The organism is Janthinobacterium sp. SUN176 (assembly GCF_030587335.1).
Classification (GTDB): Bacteria; Pseudomonadota; Gammaproteobacteria; order Burkholderiales; family Burkholderiaceae_D; genus Janthinobacterium; species Janthinobacterium kumbetense.
Genome location: NZ_JAPWIA010000006.1, coordinates 54,029 through 69,342, shown reverse-complemented (window position 1 = coordinate 69,342; position 15,314 = coordinate 54,029). Strand labels below are relative to the sequence as shown.

Below are 15,314 nucleotides of genomic sequence, written 5' to 3'. Positions count from 1 at the left end.
TTAGCGGGGCAGCGCGCCCTGCGTGATTTTCACCTTGACCCGGTAGGTGGGCTCGGCCGCATTCAGGGCCGGCGGCGTGGCCGGGTCGACGTCGAGCAGGGTGAACGTCAGGTGGTTGACGGTGACGGAACTGGCGGCGCCGGGCATGGAATCGGATAGGACGATGTCGGTCGCGCCCGCGCTGTTGAGCAGGCTGAAACTGTAGCTGACGTAGCCTTTCCACACGCACACGGCGCCCTTGCGGCAGCGGCTGTCGTTGACGCGTTCGAGTTTCAGGGTATCGGTGGCCGTGATGGCCACCTGTTCGCCCGGCGAAAGCACGTGGGTGACGCTGCGCGGCGTGTTTTCCGCGTCGCCGGCGCTGCCGGCCGCGCCGCAGCCCGCCAGCATGGCCAGGCAGGCGAAGAACAGGGGAAGCAGCACGGTGCGATAAGAGCGGTTCAGAGTAGACATGTTTTTCCTTTCAGGTGGAGCGTCCCCGGCGTGCTTGTTCACGCGTGGGATAAAATGATAGTAACAAAATGATATTTTTCCGGCGCACTATTGGCGTGCTGCCGATGAATTGAGGCGCGAGCCACGCGGCGCGCCGATTACTGCGTAGAATGGCTGTTTTGAAAATCAGGAAACAACCATGAAAAAAACCGACCTGGCCAAAAGCGATGCCAAGAAACTGATGGGAAAGATGAATGTTCCCGGCGCCGGTGCATTCGGTAAGGAAGCGGTGGTCGTCGACCGCCGCGAACAGCGCAAGCGCGACCAGGCCCTGGGCCTGGTGCCATTCGCCGTCAAGCTGAACAGCGATCTGGTGTTGCAATTGCAGACCCTGGCCAAGGAGCGCGGCGCGGATCTGAATGAAGTCGTTGCTGAATTGATCAGCAAGGGCCTGGCTGCAGCTTAACTGGCTGCCATGTTTATCTGTTGATAAACATCAAGTTGTAAAACTAAAAGGCGCCTTGCGGCGCCTTTTACATTGCGGCATTGCTGGCGATTACACGTAGGCCGCCAGCGCGCCCTTCATTTTTTTCAGCGCCGCCACTTCGATCTGGCGGATGCGCTCGGCCGATACGCCGAACTCTTCCGCCAGCGCGTGCAGGGTGGCGCCGGAACCGTCGTCGTTGGCCAGCCAGCGCGCTTCGATGATGCGGCGCGAACGGGCGTCCAGCTTGGACAGGGCCGTTTCCAGGCCTTCCGATTGCAGGCGCGTCACTTGTTCCGCTTCCAGCACCTTGGTCGGCTCGCTTTGCTCCGACGACAGGTAGGCGATCGGCGAAAACTTGTCGTCTTCATCGTCGGTCGGCGATTCCAGAGCAATGTCGCGGCCGCTCAAACGCGTTTCCATCTCGATCACTTCTTCGCGTTTCACGTCGAGCAGCTTGGCCAGCGCATCGATCTGCTTCGGCGTCATCGCGTCCAGGCCCGTCTTGTGGCTGCGCAGGTTGAAGAACAGCTTGCGCTGCGCCTTCGTCGTCGCGACCTTGACCAGGCGCCAGTTTTTCAGGATGTACTCATGCATCTCGGCTTTCACCCAGTGCATGGCGTACGACACCAGGCGCACGCCCTGGTCCGGATCGAAACGTTTCACGGCTTTCATCAAGCCGATATTGCCTTCCTGAATCAGGTCGGCGTGCGGCAAGCCATAGCCCAGATAGCCGCGGGCAATCGAGACTACCAGGCGCAGGTGCGACAGCACCAGTTCTTGCGCGGCGGCCAGGTCATTTTTTTCGCGCAGGCGTGTCGCCAGCGAAATTTCTTCGTCGTGGGTCAACATGGGCAGGCGGTTCACGGCCGAAATATAGGCGTCGATATTGCCCAGATTGCCAGTGAACCCGAGGCCCAGCGCATTACTTTTGGTCGGAACCAATGCGGACGTTGCGGACATCATAGTCATGTTTTCTCCCTCGTAGTCTTGCTTTGTTCCAGTTGGCCACGTCACGCGACGTGGCAGCTTGTATCGTCGTTTTTGCGTATTCGGTCTTGCACTTTGCAGATCGCGGCACCATCTTGATCTGGCGTCCATGGCGGTTCTGCTGTTGGTATGTCCCTATATTAGCACTCTCTGCTTGAGAGTGCCAATCAGCACATTTAATCGATCTGATAGCCTAAATGCTATGGCGAATGAATGCCTGATAAATATGTCTGAATAGCGATCTGAACAGCACTGCAGGCCGCTTCACGACAACGTAGCCAGTCTACGGCCTCTGGCTGAAGCGAACCTTAAGAATACTTGCTTAATATCAAGATAACAGCAGTATGGGGAGGGCGCATGGCGGTACCGGAGGCGCCGCCATGGGAAAGAAGATCAGTTCAGGCGCGCCAGGTGGCGCTGCACGCACAGGAAGGCGCCAATCAGGCCCAGGCCGGCGCTGACGGCCAGCAAGCCGGCCATCGGCAGCGGCGCCAGCGGCACCAGCTGGAATTCGGACGCATACAGGCGGGCAAACTCAGCAATCGCCGTGTTCAGCGGCTGCAAGGCCAGCGCCACGGCGCCCAGCGCCAGCGCACCGGCGCACAAGCCCAGCAGCGCGCCCGTATAATAGAAGGGACGGTGGATGAAGGTGTCCGTCGCGCCGATCAATTTCGAGATGCTGATTTCATCGCGCTGCTGCATCACTTGCAGGCGGATGGTGTTGAAGACGACGGCGATCACGGCCACGCCCAGGGTAATGGCCAGCAGCAGCAGCACCAGGCGCAGCACGCCCAGCAGGGCCGCCAGGCGCTTGACCCAGGCCGAATCGACTTGCGCCGACTCTACGCCGGGCAAGTGGCGCAGCTGTTCCGCCACCGCATCGACATCCTGCGCTTCGCTGGCGCTGCTGAAGGCGTCGAGTTTCAGCACATAGCTGTCGGGCAGGGGATTGTCGCCCAGGGTGCTCAGCACGTCGGCCAGGCCGTTCTTGTTTTTCAGCGAATCCAGCGCCTGTTCGCGCGGGATGAAGACGATCTTCGCCTTTTGCTCGCCGACAATCTTGCGCATGGCGCCGGCCAGGCCCACGGCTTGCTCGCGCGGCGTGTCGATCTTCAGGAAGACGCTGATTTCCGGGTCGACCGACATCTGTTCCGACATGGGACGGACATTGTCGAGCATGGTCAAGCCGGCGAACGGCAGCGACAGGGCGATGGCGACGACGAGCACGTTCAATAAGAAGCCGCCCGGCGACTTGCGCAAGTGGATCAGCGCCGAACCGAGGGCGAAGCGATGTTGACGGAACCAGCCTCTCATGCCTGTTCTCCCGCGTCATCTCCGGCGCCGGGGGCGAAATCGGGATCGGGCGGCGCGAACACGGGCGCCTGCGTGGCCTTGTCGATGGCCACCAGCTGGCCGTTTTTCAGGTGGATCACGCGGGCGGCGGCGTCGAGCATCTGTTCGTCATGGCTGGAAATGAGACAAGTCACGCCTACGGAGTGGAACGCTTTCAGGGCGTCGAGCACCTTGTTGGCGCTGGCGCGGTCCAGGTTGGCCGTCGGTTCGTCGGCCAGGATGATCTGCGGCCGGTTGACGATGGCGCGCGCGATCGACACGCGCTGCTGCTCGCCGCCCGACAGCGACAGGGGACGCGCCATGGCGCGGTCCAGCAAGCCGACTTTATCGAGCGCGGCGCGCGCGCGCTGTTCGGCGGCCGTCTTGTGGGCGCCGACGACGAGCAGCGGCAGCATGACGTTGGCCAGGATGGAGCGGTCGTTGAGCAATTTTTGCTGCTGGAAGATCAGGCCCATGTTGCGGCGCAGGAAGGGCACGCCGGCCGGCTTGATCTTCGCCATGTCCTGGCCATTGACGATCAGCTTGCCCGACGTGGGGCGTTCCATGGCGGCGATCATTTTCAGCAAGGTGGATTTGCCGGCGCCGGACGGGCCCGCTAAAAACACCAGCTCGCCTTTGGCAATATTGAGGGAAATGTCGCTGAGCGCCACGGCGTCGGCGGAGTATTGCTTGGAGACGTGCTGAAATTCAATCATGTATAGGCTTATCCTAGCAGCGCTTCGACAAATTCGGCAGCCACGAAAGGCTGCAAGTCTTCAATTTTCTCACCGATGCCGATGAAATACACGGGCACGGGACGCACGCGGGCGATCGCCGCCAGCACGCCGCCCTTGGCGGTACCGTCCAGCTTGGTAATCACCAGGCCGCTCAGCTGCAGGGCATCGTCGAAGGCCTTCACTTGCGTGAGGGCATTCTGGCCCGTGTTACCGTCGATCACAAGCAGGGTTTCATGCGGCGCGCCATCCATGCCCTTGCCGATCACGCGCTTGATTTTCTTCAATTCTTCCATCAGGTGCAACTGTGTCGGCAAGCGTCCCGCCGTGTCGACCATCACCACGTCGATGCCGCGCGCCTTCGCCGATTGCACGGAGTCGTAGGCCACGGCGGCCGGATCGCCCGATTCCTGCGAAATCACGGTGACGTTGTTGCGTTCGCCCCAGACCATCAACTGTTCGCGCGCGGCGGCGCGGAAGGTGTCGCCCGCGGCCAGCAGCACGGACTGGTTATTCGACTGCATGTGCTTGGCCAGCTTGCCGATGGTGGTCGTCTTGCCTGCGCCATTCACGCCGGAAATCATCATCACCAGCGGCTTGTGGCGGCCCAGCTCGAAGCGCTTTTCCAGCGGCGAGAGCAGGTCGATCAGCAGCACTTTCAGGGCGGCCTTGACGGCGGCCGCGTCGAGCAGCTTGTCTTCCTTGACCTTTTTCTTCAATTCCGTCAGCAGGAATTCCGTGGCGTCGATGCCGGCGTCCGACATCAGCAGCGCCGCTTCCAGCTCTTCGTACAGGGCGTCATCGATCTTCGCGCCGACGAACAGCACGGACAGGGTGTTCGAGGTTTTCGACAGGCCGGCCTTCAGGCGCGTCATCCACGATTTTTTCTCGGGTTCGGCTGCCACGATCACGGGCACGAGCTCGGCAGGTGCGCCGCTCAGGGGCGTGGCGGCAGGCTGCGGTGCAGGCGGCGTGGCGGCGGGAAGGACGAGGGGCTCGGCTGGTGCAGCCTCGGGAGCGATGGGTTTTTTCTTGAAGAAACTAAACATGGATGTGTGGTGGCGGGTGCTGACCTAAGGCCCGGCGGCGCCGGACACTGTGTTACGGGCTATTCTACCAGAGCGCGCCCGGCCCTTCATGCTTTACTGTTCGATTGGCAACATTGCGCCGCTATCCACGGAGATCGCCGCAGTTGCCGCGCTTTTCCGCCGGTTCAGTGGGTTTGCAGGGCCAGCGCCTGGTGGCGGCGGCGCCAGTCGGCGATGCTTTCGTCGACTTGCCGCAAGTCCAGCACATGCAAGAAGGGTGGCGGCTGCCTGGTCAGCACGGGACTGCGTCCCCCTGCCCACAATTCCATGCTTGGAGGCAAGCTCGCATGTAGCTGCTGCAGGCTGTCGCGCGTCTGCCGTTGCTTGCTGGCGCTGGAAAACGATAGCGCGACGATGTCGGCCCGCTGCGCGCGGGCGGCCGCGACGATGTCCGTCAGCGGCGTTTCCACGCCCAGCGACATGCAATGGGCGCCGGCCGCCGCACACAGCGCTTCGGCCATCAGCAGCCCCAGGCCGTGACGCTCTTGCGGCAAGGTACTGAGGACGATGCGCGGCGAGCGCATGGACGGGCTGCTTGCTTGCGGCAGGGAAAAGATGGCGTGCCGCATCACCGTCTGCAAGGTTTCGCTATACAGATGCTCTTCGTACACGGCCAGTTCGCCACACGCCCACGCTTCACCCACCATGCCGGTAAGGGGGGCGATGACGTCGATGGTGAACGCTTTCAAGCCCAGCACGGCCAGCGCCTGGCGCAGGGCGTCGCCCAGTTCCGCCATCTGGTGGCTGCGGCACAGGGCCAGGTAGTGTTCGAGCTGGGGGGCCGGCGGCGGCGGCGTGCTGCCGGCGCTGGCCAGCTGCTGCAGTTGCGCGGTGCTGTGCTGCATGATTTTTCCCGGACGAAATCCGAGGTCCAGCAGGCGTTTGACCATGCGCAACTTTTGCACTTGCTCGGCTGGATAGCTGCGCTCGCCAAAGGCGTCGCGCCGCGGCTGGGGGAAGTCGTAGCGGCGCTCCCACACGCGCAAGGTTTCCTTGGCCAGCCCGGTGTCGCGTTCGACATCGCCGATGCTGAAGGCAGGAGATAGTTGCAGGTCAGTATCCATACCAGTGGGGTTGCTCGCATGCCAAAAAGAACGTTACTGGCATTCTACGCCTTCCGCCGCCCCGTACCAAATAGCTGAATCCGATTGGATATTGCTCGCGTATAAGTTTGTGAACGACAACAGGTGCTCATTGACATAGATCAATATTTGACTGACTATCGATGTAGCTTGTTTTGTCCAGGACAAACATAACACGGGTGCACTCATGAAAATTGCCGTCGTCGGAGCAGGAATCGCAGGATTGTCGTGTGCCTATCGCCTGGCGCAATCGGGCCAGGACGTCACCTTGTACGAGGCGGGCGATTACTTTGGCGGCCACAGCCATACGGTGGATGTCACGCTCGATGGCGTCACGCATGGGGTCGACACGGGTTTTCTCGTGTTTAACCACGCCACCTACCCGCAGCTGGTGCAACTGTTTGACGAACTGGGCGTCGAGGCGGCCGACAGCGACATGTCGTTTTCCGTGAAGATGCCGCTGGGCGCTGCGCCCGATGCCCGCGTGCTGGAATGGGCGGGCGCCAACCTGGACACCGTGTTTGCCCAGCGCAGCAATCTGCTGCGCCCCGCCTTCCTGCGCATGTTGCGCGACATTCTGCGCTTCAACCGCCAGGCCAGCGCCCTGGCCACGGCTGCCTTGCCGGCGCCGGCCCTGTCGCTGGGAGAATTCCTCGACCTGCACGGCTACGGCGACGAATTCCGTCACTGGTATCTGTTGCCGATGGCCGCCTGCATCTGGTCGTGTCCGGCGCGCCAGATGCTGGCCTTTCCCTTGGCCACGTTCATCCGTTTCTGCCACAACCATGGCTTGCTGCAAGTGAGCGACCGGCCCCAATGGCGCACGGTGCGGGGCGGCTCGCGCGTGTACGTGGAAAAATTGCTGGCGGGCATACCGCAGCAGCGCCTGGCGTGCCCCGTGCTGGCCGTGCGCCGCCAGGGGCACGGCGGCGCGCGCATGGTCGAGCTGCATACGGCCGCCGGCGTCGAGCATGTCGATCACGTCGTGCTCGCTTGCCACAGCGACCAGTCGCTGGCCCTGCTGGGAGATATCCGCGACGACGAGCGCTCCGTGCTCGAAGCCGTGCGCTACCAGCCGAACCGGGCTGTGCTGCACACGGATGCTTCCTGCCTGCCGCAACGCCGCCGTGCCTGGTCCGCCTGGAATTACCAGGGACGGCCGGCAGCGGGGGAGGGCGAAGCGCCGCAAGTGTGCGTGCATTATTTGCTGAACCAGCTGCAGCCGCTGCCGTTCATCACGCCCGTCATCGTCTCGCTCAATCCGCTCGACGAGCCCGATCCGGCAAGCATCATCGACGAGTTTTCGTATGCCCACCCCGTGTTTGATGGCGCGGCCATTGCCGCCCAGACGCGCCTGGCCGGCTTCCAGGGCGCGCAGCACACGTGGTTCGCGGGCGCCTGGACGGGCTATGGCTTCCATGAAGACGGCTTGAAGTCGGGCCTGGGTGTGGCGCAGGCTCTGAACGGTCTGGCGTCGGCGGAGCTCGGCCATGCCGCGTGATCCCACGCAGCCGCTCCGGCCGCAGCCCCAGCTGTGCCTGGGACAGGTGCGCCATGCGCGGCTGCGTCCGCGCGCGCATGCTTTTGCTTATGGCATGTTTTATCTGCGCCTGCCCTTGCGCAGCCTGGGCGCGCACGATTTTCCTGCCCGTTTGATTTCGCGCAACGGCGCCAATGTGCTGTCCTTCCGCGACAGCGACCATGGCGATGGCACGACACCGCTGCTGGACTGGATCGACGGCTTGCTGCGCCAGCATGGCGTGGTCGACGCGGGCGGCGAAATCTGGCTGCAAACCATGCCGCGCATGTTCGGCTATGTCTTCAATCCCGTCAGTTTCTGGTTTTGTCACGGGCTTGACGGTGCGCTGCGGGCCGTGCTCTGCGACGTGCGCAATACCTTTGGCGAGCGCCATCTGTACTTGCTCGAGCAGGGCGGCGCCATCGCGTATGGCAGCGAACTGGTCGCCAAGAAAATCTTTCACGTGTCGCCGTTTTGCAAGGTGGAAGGCCAGTACCGCTTCCGTTTCCTGCGCAACAACGACCAGGATGGCGAGCGCCACCTGGCCCGGGTCGATTACGACGACCTCGACGGCCCGCTGCTGCAGACGAGCTTGTCCGGCACGGCGCAGCCGCTGCGCGATGGCGCCATCGCCTGGGCCTTGCTGCGCTATCCCCTGATGACGTTCGGCGTGATGGCGCGCATCCATTGGCAAGCCTTGCGCCTGTGGCTGCGCCGCGTGCCGTTTTTCAGCAAACCCCACCCTCCACAAGAAAAGGTGTCCCGATGAGCTCCGATTCCCTGCCGACCGGCCTGCATGCGCGCAGCAGTTCCACTCCCTTGCATGGGCATGCGCACGTGGACATGCCCGCTGCCGGGCGCATGATCGTGCGCCTGCTGGAAAAATTGCAATACGGCGCGCTGCGCCTGCGCACGCCGGACGGCAGCATCTTGCTGTACGGCGATGGCAGCCATCCCGTCACCCTGGACTTGCACAACTGGCGCCTGTGTGCGGCCGTCCTGCGCTCGGGTGACATCGGCTTTGCGGAAACGTTTATCGCCGGCGACTGGCGCACGGACAATTTGCCGGGCTTGATCGAGTTGATGATACGCAACCGCGCGCACATCGAGTCATTGATCTATGGCAACTGGTGGGGCAACCTGGTCTACAAGGTCCGGCATTTGCTCAACCGCAATTCGCGCGCGGGCAGCAAGAAGAATATCCACGCCCACTACGATATCGGCAACGCCTTCTATCAGCTGTGGCTGGACCCGTCGATGACGTACTCGAGCGCGCTGTTCACCGAAGGCGCCAGCCTGGAGCAGGCGCAAGGGGCGAAATACGCGCGCATCGCGGACCAGTTGCAACTGCAGCCGGGCGCGCGCGTGCTGGAAATCGGTTGCGGCTGGGGTGGCTTTGCGGAAACGGCGGCGCGCGACTGCGGCGCGCACGTGACGGGCCTGACCTTGTCGACCGAACAGCTCGCCTATGCGCGCCAGCGCCTGCAGGACGCGGGCCTGGCAGGGCAGGCCGACTTGCAGCTGTGCGATTACCGCGACAGCGCAGGCCAGTATGACGCCATCGCCTCGATCGAGATGTTCGAAGCCGTGGGACAAAGCTACTGGCCCGGCTATTTCGCGTGCGTGGCGCGCAACCTGAAGCCGGGCGGACGCGCCTGCATCCAGACCATCGTCATTGCCGACGACTTGTTCGAGCGCTACAGCAAGAGCACGGATTTTATTCAACAGTACATTTTCCCGGGCGGCATGCTGCCCTCGCCGGCCGAATTCCGCCGCGCCGCCGAGGCGCAGGGCTTGCGCGTGGAAGACGCCTTCAGCTTTGGCCTCGATTACGCGGAAACCTTGCGCCAGTGGCGCGCCAGCTTCCTGGCCCAGCGCACGGCGCTGGAAAAGCAGGGTTTCGACGGCCGTTTCCTGCTCACCTGGGAGTTTTACCTCGCGTATTGCGAGGCCGCCTTCCAGGCGCACAACACGGATGTGATGCAATTTACCCTGATCAAGGAGTGATGATGCGCCAGCTGCTTGTCGCCGCTTTGCTGTCGTTGACCATGTTGGGCGCCGCGGCAGCGCCGCCGGCCTTTATCGCGGCCGACGTGCCCGAAGCCCGCCTGGCGGGCGAGGGGGAATACACGTGGTTCGGCATGCGTATTTATCGGGCGCAACTTTGGGTGGGCGCGAACGGTTACCAGGGCGCGGCGTCGGCAACGGCGCCCTTCGTGCTGGAATTGCGTTACGCGCGTTCGCTCGACGGCAAGAAGATCGCCGAAGCCAGTTATGAACAGATGCAGAAAATCGGCGCCGGCACGCCGGAGCAGCGCCTGGCGTGGCTGGCCACCATGCAGCGCATCTTTCCTGACGTCAAGGAAGACCAGCGCATCGCGGGCGCCTACCGGGCCGGCATCGCGCCCGGCGTGCGCTTTTATCTCGATGGCAAGGTGCTGGCCGACGTGAACGATGGCGACTTCGCGCGCGCCTTCTTCGCCATCTGGCTGTCGCCGTCGAGCACGGCGCCGAAGCTGCGCGCAGCCTTGCTGCAGAGTGCGGCGCCGCTGCCATGAACGCCGGGGCCAGCGCCTTGAGCTTGCCGGCCTTGTTCAGTTATGGCCTGTTCGGCTTGCCGCTGGCCATGCTGGCGCTGCCCATCTATATATATGTGGCGCCGTTTTATGCGCAGCGCAGCAGCCTTGATCTGGCGCAAATCGGCGCAGTGCTGCTGGCGGCGCGCATTGCCGCCGCCTTCATCGACCCGGCCCTCGGCGCCTGGATGGCGCGCGGCGGGCGCAGCTATGCCGTGCTGGTCGGCGCATCGCTGCCGCTGCTGTTGCTGGGCTTTGGCGCCCTGTTCCATCCGCCGGCCATGCCGCAAGCGGCCACCCTGGCCTGGTTCCTGGCTGCCTTGCTGCTCGTGTACGCCGCCTATGGCCTGGCCGGCATCGCGCATCAGAGCTGGGGCGCGGCCTTGAGCCAGGCGCGCGCGCAGCGGGCGCGGGTGACGGCCGTGCGCGAAGGTTGCGGCTTGCTCGGCGTGATCCTGGCGGCGGGGCTGACGTCCGTGCTCGGCTATGACGGCCTGTCGCTGGCCTTTGCCGGCTGCCTGCTGGCGGCAGGTGCGTTGCTGCTGGCGCGCGCGCCGCGTCCGGTTTTGCGCCAAGGCACGACGGCGCTGCCCGCTGGCGCCTGGCGCCTGCCATTTCGCCAGCGCGCGTTTCGCTGGCTGTTTGCCGTCCTGCTCGTCAATGGCGTGGCTGCCGCCATTCCCGCCACCCTGTTCCTGTTCTTTGCCAGCGACTATTTGCGTCTGGGCCAATACGCGGGACCGTTCCTGATCGTCTACTTTTGCGCGGCGGCCGCCTCCATGCCCGTGTGGGTGGTCCTGGCGCGCCGCTTTGGCGAGGCGCGCGCCTGGGGCGGCGCCATGCTGCTGGCCGCCAGCGTGTTTGTCTGGGCGTATGGCCTGGGCGAGGGCGCCGCCTGGGGTTTTGCCGCCATCTGCCTGCTGTCGGGCCTGGCGCTGGGCGCCGACCTGGCCTTGCCGCCGGCCCTGCTGGCAGGGTTGATCGGCGCGGCCGGCCATGCCGGGCGGCACGAAGCGGCGTATTTCGGCTGGTGGAACTGGGGCGTGCAAATGAGCCTGGCGCTGGCGGCCGGCATCGCCTTGCCCCTGCTGGCCTGGCTCGGCTATGTGCCGGGCAGCGGCAGCGGCGGCTTGCCGGCCCTGTCTGCCGCCTACGCCGTGCTGCCCTGTGTTTTGAAACTGCTGGCGGCGCTCATGCTGTGGCGCGCGCCGCTACAACATATATATAGTGACCATCGGGAGAATCGCGCATGCGCTTCATGACTTATTGCAAACGTTGCCTGCCGCTGGCCGCCTTGCTGCTGGCGCTGGCCGCCTGTTCCACGCCGCCCACGCCGGCCACGTACGCGCAGGAATTGCCCATACTGGATCTGCAACAGTATTTCAACGGCACGCTCGATGCCCACGGCATCTTCCAGGACCGCTCCGGCAAGGTGGTGAAACGTTTCACCGTGGTGATGCGGGCCAGCTGGGTGGGCGAGACGGGGACCCTGGACGAGGATTTCACGTATGCGGACGGCAGCCGGCAACGGCGCGTGTGGACCTTGCGCAAGACGGCGCCCGGGCGCTTCATCGGCACGGCGCCCGACGTGATCGGGGAAGCCATCGGCGAAGTGGCGGGCAATGCGCTGCGCTGGCAATACGTGCTGGCGCTGCCCGTCGATGGCACGGTCTACCACGTCGACTTCGAAGACTGGATGTTCTTGATGGATGACAAGGTCATGCTCAACCGCGCCGCCATGAGCAAGTTCGGCTTCAGCCTGGGCGCCGTCACCTTATCGTTCAGCAAGCGTCCACAGGCGGCACCATGAATCGCAAGATCAGCAATTGGGCCGGCAAGCGCGTGTGGATCATCGGCGCGTCCAGCGGCATCGGCGCCGCGTGCGCCACCTTGCTGCTGGAGCAGGGCGCGTGCGTGGCCTTGTCTGCCCGCCACCGCGCCAGCCTGGAACAGCTGTGCGAGGGACAGCCGCTGGCGCAGGCCTTGCCGCTCGATATCACGCAGCATGCGCAAGTGCGGGCCGTCTGCATGCAATTGCAGCAGCAGTGGACGCATATCGACCTGATATTGGTGGTCGCTGGCGGGTATCAGGCCATGCGCGCCGATAGCTTCGACCTCGAGGCGGCCCAGGGCTTGCTGGCCCTGAACGTGGGCGGCGTCTTCAATTGCCTGGAGCCTGCCTTGCCGTGGCTGTTGCGCCAGGGCAGCGGCGGCATCGGCATCGTCGGCTCGGTGGCCGGCTATGGCGGCTTGCCCAAGGCGCTCGCGTATGGCGCCAGCAAGGCTGCGCTGATCAACCTGACGGAGTCGTTGTATTTGGACTTGCATCCGCGTGGGATTGATGTGTATCAAATCAACCCTGGTTTTGTCGCTACGCCTTTGACGGCGAACAATGATTTCACCATGCCGGCCCTGATGACGGCGCAGGACGCGGCCGCCGCCATGCTTGACGGGATCGAACGGGGGCAATTCCACATCCACTTTCCGAAACGCTTTACCAATACCATGCGCCTGGCGCGGCTGTTGCCGTACCGCGCCTATTTTTGGCTGATCCGCAAGGTGACGGGCCTATGAGCGCAACCATGGAAGGTGCGCTGGCGCGCCTGGTGGCGTTTTACGAGCACCTGAGCCTGGAGAGCCTGGCCCAGCTGGGTGCCGTGTACGCGCCAGACGCCCATTTCAAGGACCCGTTCAACGAGGTGGAGGGCCATGCCGCCATCCTGGCCATCTTCGAGCACATGTTCGTGCAAGTCGATGCCCCGCGGTTTGTCGTGCTGGAAAGCCTGGGGCAGGGGGAGCAAGCGTTCCTGACGTGGGAGTTTCGCTTTCGCATGAAACGCCTGCTATCTGGCGAACAATGTATTCGTGGAGCAACACATGTGCGTTTCGACGGGTTGGGGCGGGTGGTATTGCACCGCGACTATTGGGATGCGGCGGAAGAATTGTATGAAAAATTGCCGGTGCTGGGCTCTTTCATGCGCATGCTCCGGCGCGCAAGCCGGCGCTAAGCATGTTTCTTGATGCTTTTAAGCAAAAAAAGCGAAAAAGAAAAAGTAAATTGTGTGGAATTGGGTTGGCGAAAACTTGATTTCGATCAATGTGTCGTTTTTATGACACAAATATGTCAAAATATTGAGAAGGCAACATTGTAAGAAATTGTTTCAACTGATGCGAAATTTACAAGCAAGAGTCGTCCTCATCCGTTCCAAGCGGGCACCCGGCGCGCGTGCCGGAAAACATGGAAAACATTTCTATGTGAGCAATTTAAGTTACCGGAAAGTCAGTAATTGTATTGATACTCTGCCTATTTTCCCCACGCGCGCGCCGACATCGAAAATCGCGCCTACGCCCCTGAATAATGCGGCAACGCACCAAAACAGGGCGTCATATTTCCCATTTGCGGGCATGCGGCAGCAAACATTGGCGATGCCGTGTATGCTTCGTCCCGTTTATCCATTATCGCCTGACAAATTGTGCGCTTTGTCGCGTAAATCATGCAGGGCAAATGGCGGGTAAAGCATGTTGACGTTTTAATCATGCGCCTGATACTGTTGCACTAATACAACGGGTGTCGACAAGGCATGCGTTATGATGGAATGGTCAATCAGGCCAATGCATTGGTTGGCAAGGGGCACTGGCTCTGTCGCGTAGTACGGTTGGCGATGACCGGGATGCCTGAAAACGCACTCGGCCTGGTACCGGAAGTAACATGTTGGAACTTGATGGAATGTGAAACGGTCGTTATAGTGCCGCTTCCGGTGCCCTTTGAGCACCGAACCGGCGCATGAAAATACGGTCGCTCTGCAGCCTTCAAGCTTATCGGTGCAATAGCGTGCCGATACCGATATGAATTGTTCCCCTGACCGGAACAGCAATGTGGCAGGTGGAGACCTTGCCCTCACTCATAAAAAGCGCTCTGTTAGAGCGCAGCTCGAGATGCATAGGCTGTATTACTTTTTGCTTCAAAATTAAAGGAAATCGCAATGAAAAAAACTCTGATCACCCTGGCAGTTCTGGCAGCAGCCACCGGCGTAGCCCAAGCTCAATCGAGCGTTGTTATCTACGGTACCGTTGACGCTGGTTTCGTCAGCGAGCGCGGCGGCAAAGCTGGCTCCGTAAATAAACTGGACAGCGGCGTTGCTTCGGCTTCCCGTCTGGGCTTCAAAGGTACCGAAGATCTGGGCAGCGGCCTGTCGGCTCTGTTCGTTCTGGAAGCTGGTTTCGGCGTGGACAACGGCGCGCAAGGTAAAGACGAAGGCCTGTTCGGTCGTCAATCTTACGTAGGTCTGAGCAGCAAAACGAGCGGTACCCTGACCCTGGGTCGTCAATACACCCCTTGGTACAACACCCTGTCGAAAGTTGCTGATCCATTCGCAGTGGGCTACGCTGGTTCCGCCAAGAACCTGTTCCCAGCGAACACCCGCACCAGCAACACCGTGCTGTACACCTCGCCAAACTTCAACGGCTTTGACGCTGACGTGGCTTACACCTTCGGCGAAAAAGCTGAGTCGAACAAGTACGGCCGTCAAATCGGCGCGTCGGCTGGCTACTCGAACGGTCCTTTGAACGCACGTCTGGCTTACAACAACACCAGCAACGACGACATCGGCGTTCAAGCCGCTAGCGCACGTAACTGGTTGGCTGCAGCTAACTACGACTTCGCAGTTGTTAAAGCTTACGTCGCATACGGCGCAAACAAAGGCCTGAAGAGCGCCCAGTTGAATAACAAAGGTGTTGATGCTAACGGCAACAACTACTACAACTACGCTCCAGCTGCTGCTAGCACCGACAGCAACAACATCCTGGTCGGCGCAACCGTACCTGTTGGCCCAGCTGGCACCGTGATGGCTTCGTTCATCCGCACGAACGACAAAACCGCTGCTAACGCTGATGCTGATCAATGGGCAGTGGGCTACTCGTACGCTCTGTCGAAGCGCACCAGCACCTACGCTTCGTACGCCAAGATCAAGAACAAAAACAACGCTACCTACACTGTTGGTAACAACAGCAACGTTGGTTCGGGCGACAAAGCCTTCAACGTTGGTGTTCGTCACTCGTTCTAATATTCGCGCAAGCG

At 62.1% G+C, this 15,314-nt stretch carries 16 protein-coding genes; 10 read left to right on the top strand and 6 right to left on the bottom strand.

What is annotated here, in order from left to right; all coding sequences use genetic code 11:
• Positions 1–453: a hypothetical protein gene (locus tag O3299_RS25605; protein WP_305063493.1), complete on the bottom strand. Its 453-nt coding sequence runs from the start codon at positions 451–453 to the stop codon at positions 1–3.
• Between the two features lie 178 nt (positions 454–631).
• Between O3299_RS25605 and O3299_RS25600 the strand changes: the two genes are divergently transcribed.
• Entirely contained in the window at positions 632–898 is a 267-nt protein-coding gene (locus O3299_RS25600; protein WP_077399791.1) for a hypothetical protein, read from the top strand.
• Positions 899–988: 90 nt separating this feature from the next.
• Here O3299_RS25600 and rpoH read toward each other — a convergent pair whose 3' ends face one another.
• The 5 genes from rpoH to O3299_RS25575 form a co-directional block, all read right to left on the bottom strand.
• Positions 989–1,882: an RNA polymerase sigma factor RpoH gene (gene rpoH, locus O3299_RS25595; protein ID WP_034784924.1), complete on the bottom strand. Its 894-nt coding sequence runs from the start codon at positions 1,880–1,882 to the stop codon at positions 989–991.
• Between the two features lie 417 nt (positions 1,883–2,299).
• Positions 2,300–3,220: a permease-like cell division protein FtsX gene (gene ftsX / locus O3299_RS25590; protein ID WP_099665445.1), complete on the bottom strand. Its 921-nt coding sequence runs from the start codon at positions 3,218–3,220 to the stop codon at positions 2,300–2,302.
• Complete coding sequence (locus O3299_RS25585; protein ID WP_077399798.1) at positions 3,217–3,954, bottom strand: cell division ATP-binding protein FtsE; 738 nt, start codon at positions 3,952–3,954, stop codon at positions 3,217–3,219. The genes ftsX and O3299_RS25585 overlap by 4 nt, the downstream gene beginning before the upstream one ends.
• A gap of 8 nt (positions 3,955–3,962) precedes the next feature.
• Complete coding sequence (ftsY, locus tag O3299_RS25580) at positions 3,963–5,021, bottom strand: signal recognition particle-docking protein FtsY (protein WP_251351064.1); 1,059 nt, start codon at positions 5,019–5,021, stop codon at positions 3,963–3,965.
• A gap of 164 nt (positions 5,022–5,185) precedes the next feature.
• Positions 5,186–6,124, bottom strand: a complete 939-nt coding sequence (locus O3299_RS25575) for a MerR family transcriptional regulator (protein WP_305063492.1) — start codon at positions 6,122–6,124, stop codon at positions 5,186–5,188.
• 205 nt (positions 6,125–6,329) lie between these two features.
• On the opposite strand from O3299_RS25575, the gene O3299_RS25570 reads away from it, so the two are divergent.
• The 9 genes from O3299_RS25570 (at position 6,330) to O3299_RS25530 (ending at position 15,300) form a co-directional block, all read left to right on the top strand.
• Positions 6,330–7,643 (top strand): NAD(P)/FAD-dependent oxidoreductase, encoded by a 1,314-nt coding sequence (locus O3299_RS25570; RefSeq protein WP_305063491.1) that lies wholly within the window; start codon positions 6,330–6,332, stop codon positions 7,641–7,643.
• Entirely contained in the window at positions 7,633–8,430 is a 798-nt protein-coding gene (locus O3299_RS25565) for a DUF1365 domain-containing protein (protein WP_099665441.1), read from the top strand. The genes O3299_RS25570 and O3299_RS25565 overlap by 11 nt, the downstream gene beginning before the upstream one ends.
• Positions 8,427–9,668, top strand: coding sequence for a class I SAM-dependent methyltransferase (locus O3299_RS25560; RefSeq protein ID WP_370385314.1), 1,242 nt, complete (start codon positions 8,427–8,429; stop codon positions 9,666–9,668). Before O3299_RS25565 ends, O3299_RS25560 begins: the two co-directional genes overlap by 4 nt.
• Before the next feature lie 2 nt (positions 9,669–9,670).
• Positions 9,671–10,219, top strand: a complete 549-nt coding sequence (locus O3299_RS25555) for a chalcone isomerase family protein (RefSeq protein WP_305063490.1) — start codon at positions 9,671–9,673, stop codon at positions 10,217–10,219.
• Positions 10,216–11,499 (top strand): MFS transporter, encoded by a 1,284-nt coding sequence (locus tag O3299_RS25550; protein ID WP_305054615.1) that lies wholly within the window; start codon positions 10,216–10,218, stop codon positions 11,497–11,499. Before O3299_RS25555 ends, O3299_RS25550 begins: the two co-directional genes overlap by 4 nt.
• Positions 11,487–12,047 (top strand): DUF3833 domain-containing protein, encoded by a 561-nt coding sequence (locus tag O3299_RS25545; RefSeq protein WP_369812325.1) that lies wholly within the window; start codon positions 11,487–11,489, stop codon positions 12,045–12,047. The genes O3299_RS25550 and O3299_RS25545 overlap by 13 nt, the downstream gene beginning before the upstream one ends.
• Positions 12,044–12,811, top strand: a complete 768-nt coding sequence (locus O3299_RS25540) for an SDR family oxidoreductase (RefSeq protein ID WP_289900373.1) — start codon at positions 12,044–12,046, stop codon at positions 12,809–12,811. Before O3299_RS25545 ends, O3299_RS25540 begins: the two co-directional genes overlap by 4 nt.
• Entirely contained in the window at positions 12,808–13,245 is a 438-nt protein-coding gene (locus O3299_RS25535) for a nuclear transport factor 2 family protein (protein WP_305054616.1), read from the top strand. Before O3299_RS25540 ends, O3299_RS25535 begins: the two co-directional genes overlap by 4 nt.
• Positions 13,246–14,220: 975 nt before the next feature.
• The gene (locus O3299_RS25530) at positions 14,221–15,300 is read left to right on the top strand and encodes a porin (RefSeq protein ID WP_099665437.1); all 1,080 of its coding nucleotides are present in this window, start codon (positions 14,221–14,223) and stop codon (positions 15,298–15,300) included.
• Positions 15,301–15,314: the final 14 nt, after the last annotated feature.

Bases quoted from the DNA above. Each gene is read 5' to 3' on its own strand.
- O3299_RS25605 (WP_305063493.1), bottom strand. From the start codon at position 453: ATGTCTACTCTGAACCGCTCTTATCGCACCGTGCTGCTTCCCCTGTTC.
- O3299_RS25600 (WP_077399791.1), top strand. From the start codon at position 632: ATGAAAAAAACCGACCTGGCCAAAAGCGATGCCAAGAAACTGATGGGA.
- rpoH (WP_034784924.1), bottom strand. From the start codon at position 1,882: ATGATGTCCGCAACGTCCGCATTGGTTCCGACCAAAAGTAATGCGCTG.
- ftsX (WP_099665445.1), bottom strand. From the start codon at position 3,220: ATGAGAGGCTGGTTCCGTCAACATCGCTTCGCCCTCGGTTCGGCGCTG.
- O3299_RS25585 (WP_077399798.1), bottom strand. From the start codon at position 3,954: ATGATTGAATTTCAGCACGTCTCCAAGCAATACTCCGCCGACGCCGTG.
- ftsY (WP_251351064.1), bottom strand. From the start codon at position 5,021: ATGTTTAGTTTCTTCAAGAAAAAACCCATCGCTCCCGAGGCTGCACCA.
- O3299_RS25575 (WP_305063492.1), bottom strand. From the start codon at position 6,124: ATGGATACTGACCTGCAACTATCTCCTGCCTTCAGCATCGGCGATGTC.
- O3299_RS25570 (WP_305063491.1), top strand. From the start codon at position 6,330: ATGAAAATTGCCGTCGTCGGAGCAGGAATCGCAGGATTGTCGTGTGCC.
- O3299_RS25565 (WP_099665441.1), top strand. From the start codon at position 7,633: ATGCCGCGTGATCCCACGCAGCCGCTCCGGCCGCAGCCCCAGCTGTGC.
- O3299_RS25560 (WP_370385314.1), top strand. From the start codon at position 8,427: ATGAGCTCCGATTCCCTGCCGACCGGCCTGCATGCGCGCAGCAGTTCC.
- O3299_RS25555 (WP_305063490.1), top strand. From the start codon at position 9,671: ATGCGCCAGCTGCTTGTCGCCGCTTTGCTGTCGTTGACCATGTTGGGC.
- O3299_RS25550 (WP_305054615.1), top strand. From the start codon at position 10,216: ATGAACGCCGGGGCCAGCGCCTTGAGCTTGCCGGCCTTGTTCAGTTAT.
- O3299_RS25545 (WP_369812325.1), top strand. From the start codon at position 11,487: ATGCGCTTCATGACTTATTGCAAACGTTGCCTGCCGCTGGCCGCCTTG.
- O3299_RS25540 (WP_289900373.1), top strand. From the start codon at position 12,044: ATGAATCGCAAGATCAGCAATTGGGCCGGCAAGCGCGTGTGGATCATC.
- O3299_RS25535 (WP_305054616.1), top strand. From the start codon at position 12,808: ATGAGCGCAACCATGGAAGGTGCGCTGGCGCGCCTGGTGGCGTTTTAC.
- O3299_RS25530 (WP_099665437.1), top strand. From the start codon at position 14,221: ATGAAAAAAACTCTGATCACCCTGGCAGTTCTGGCAGCAGCCACCGGC.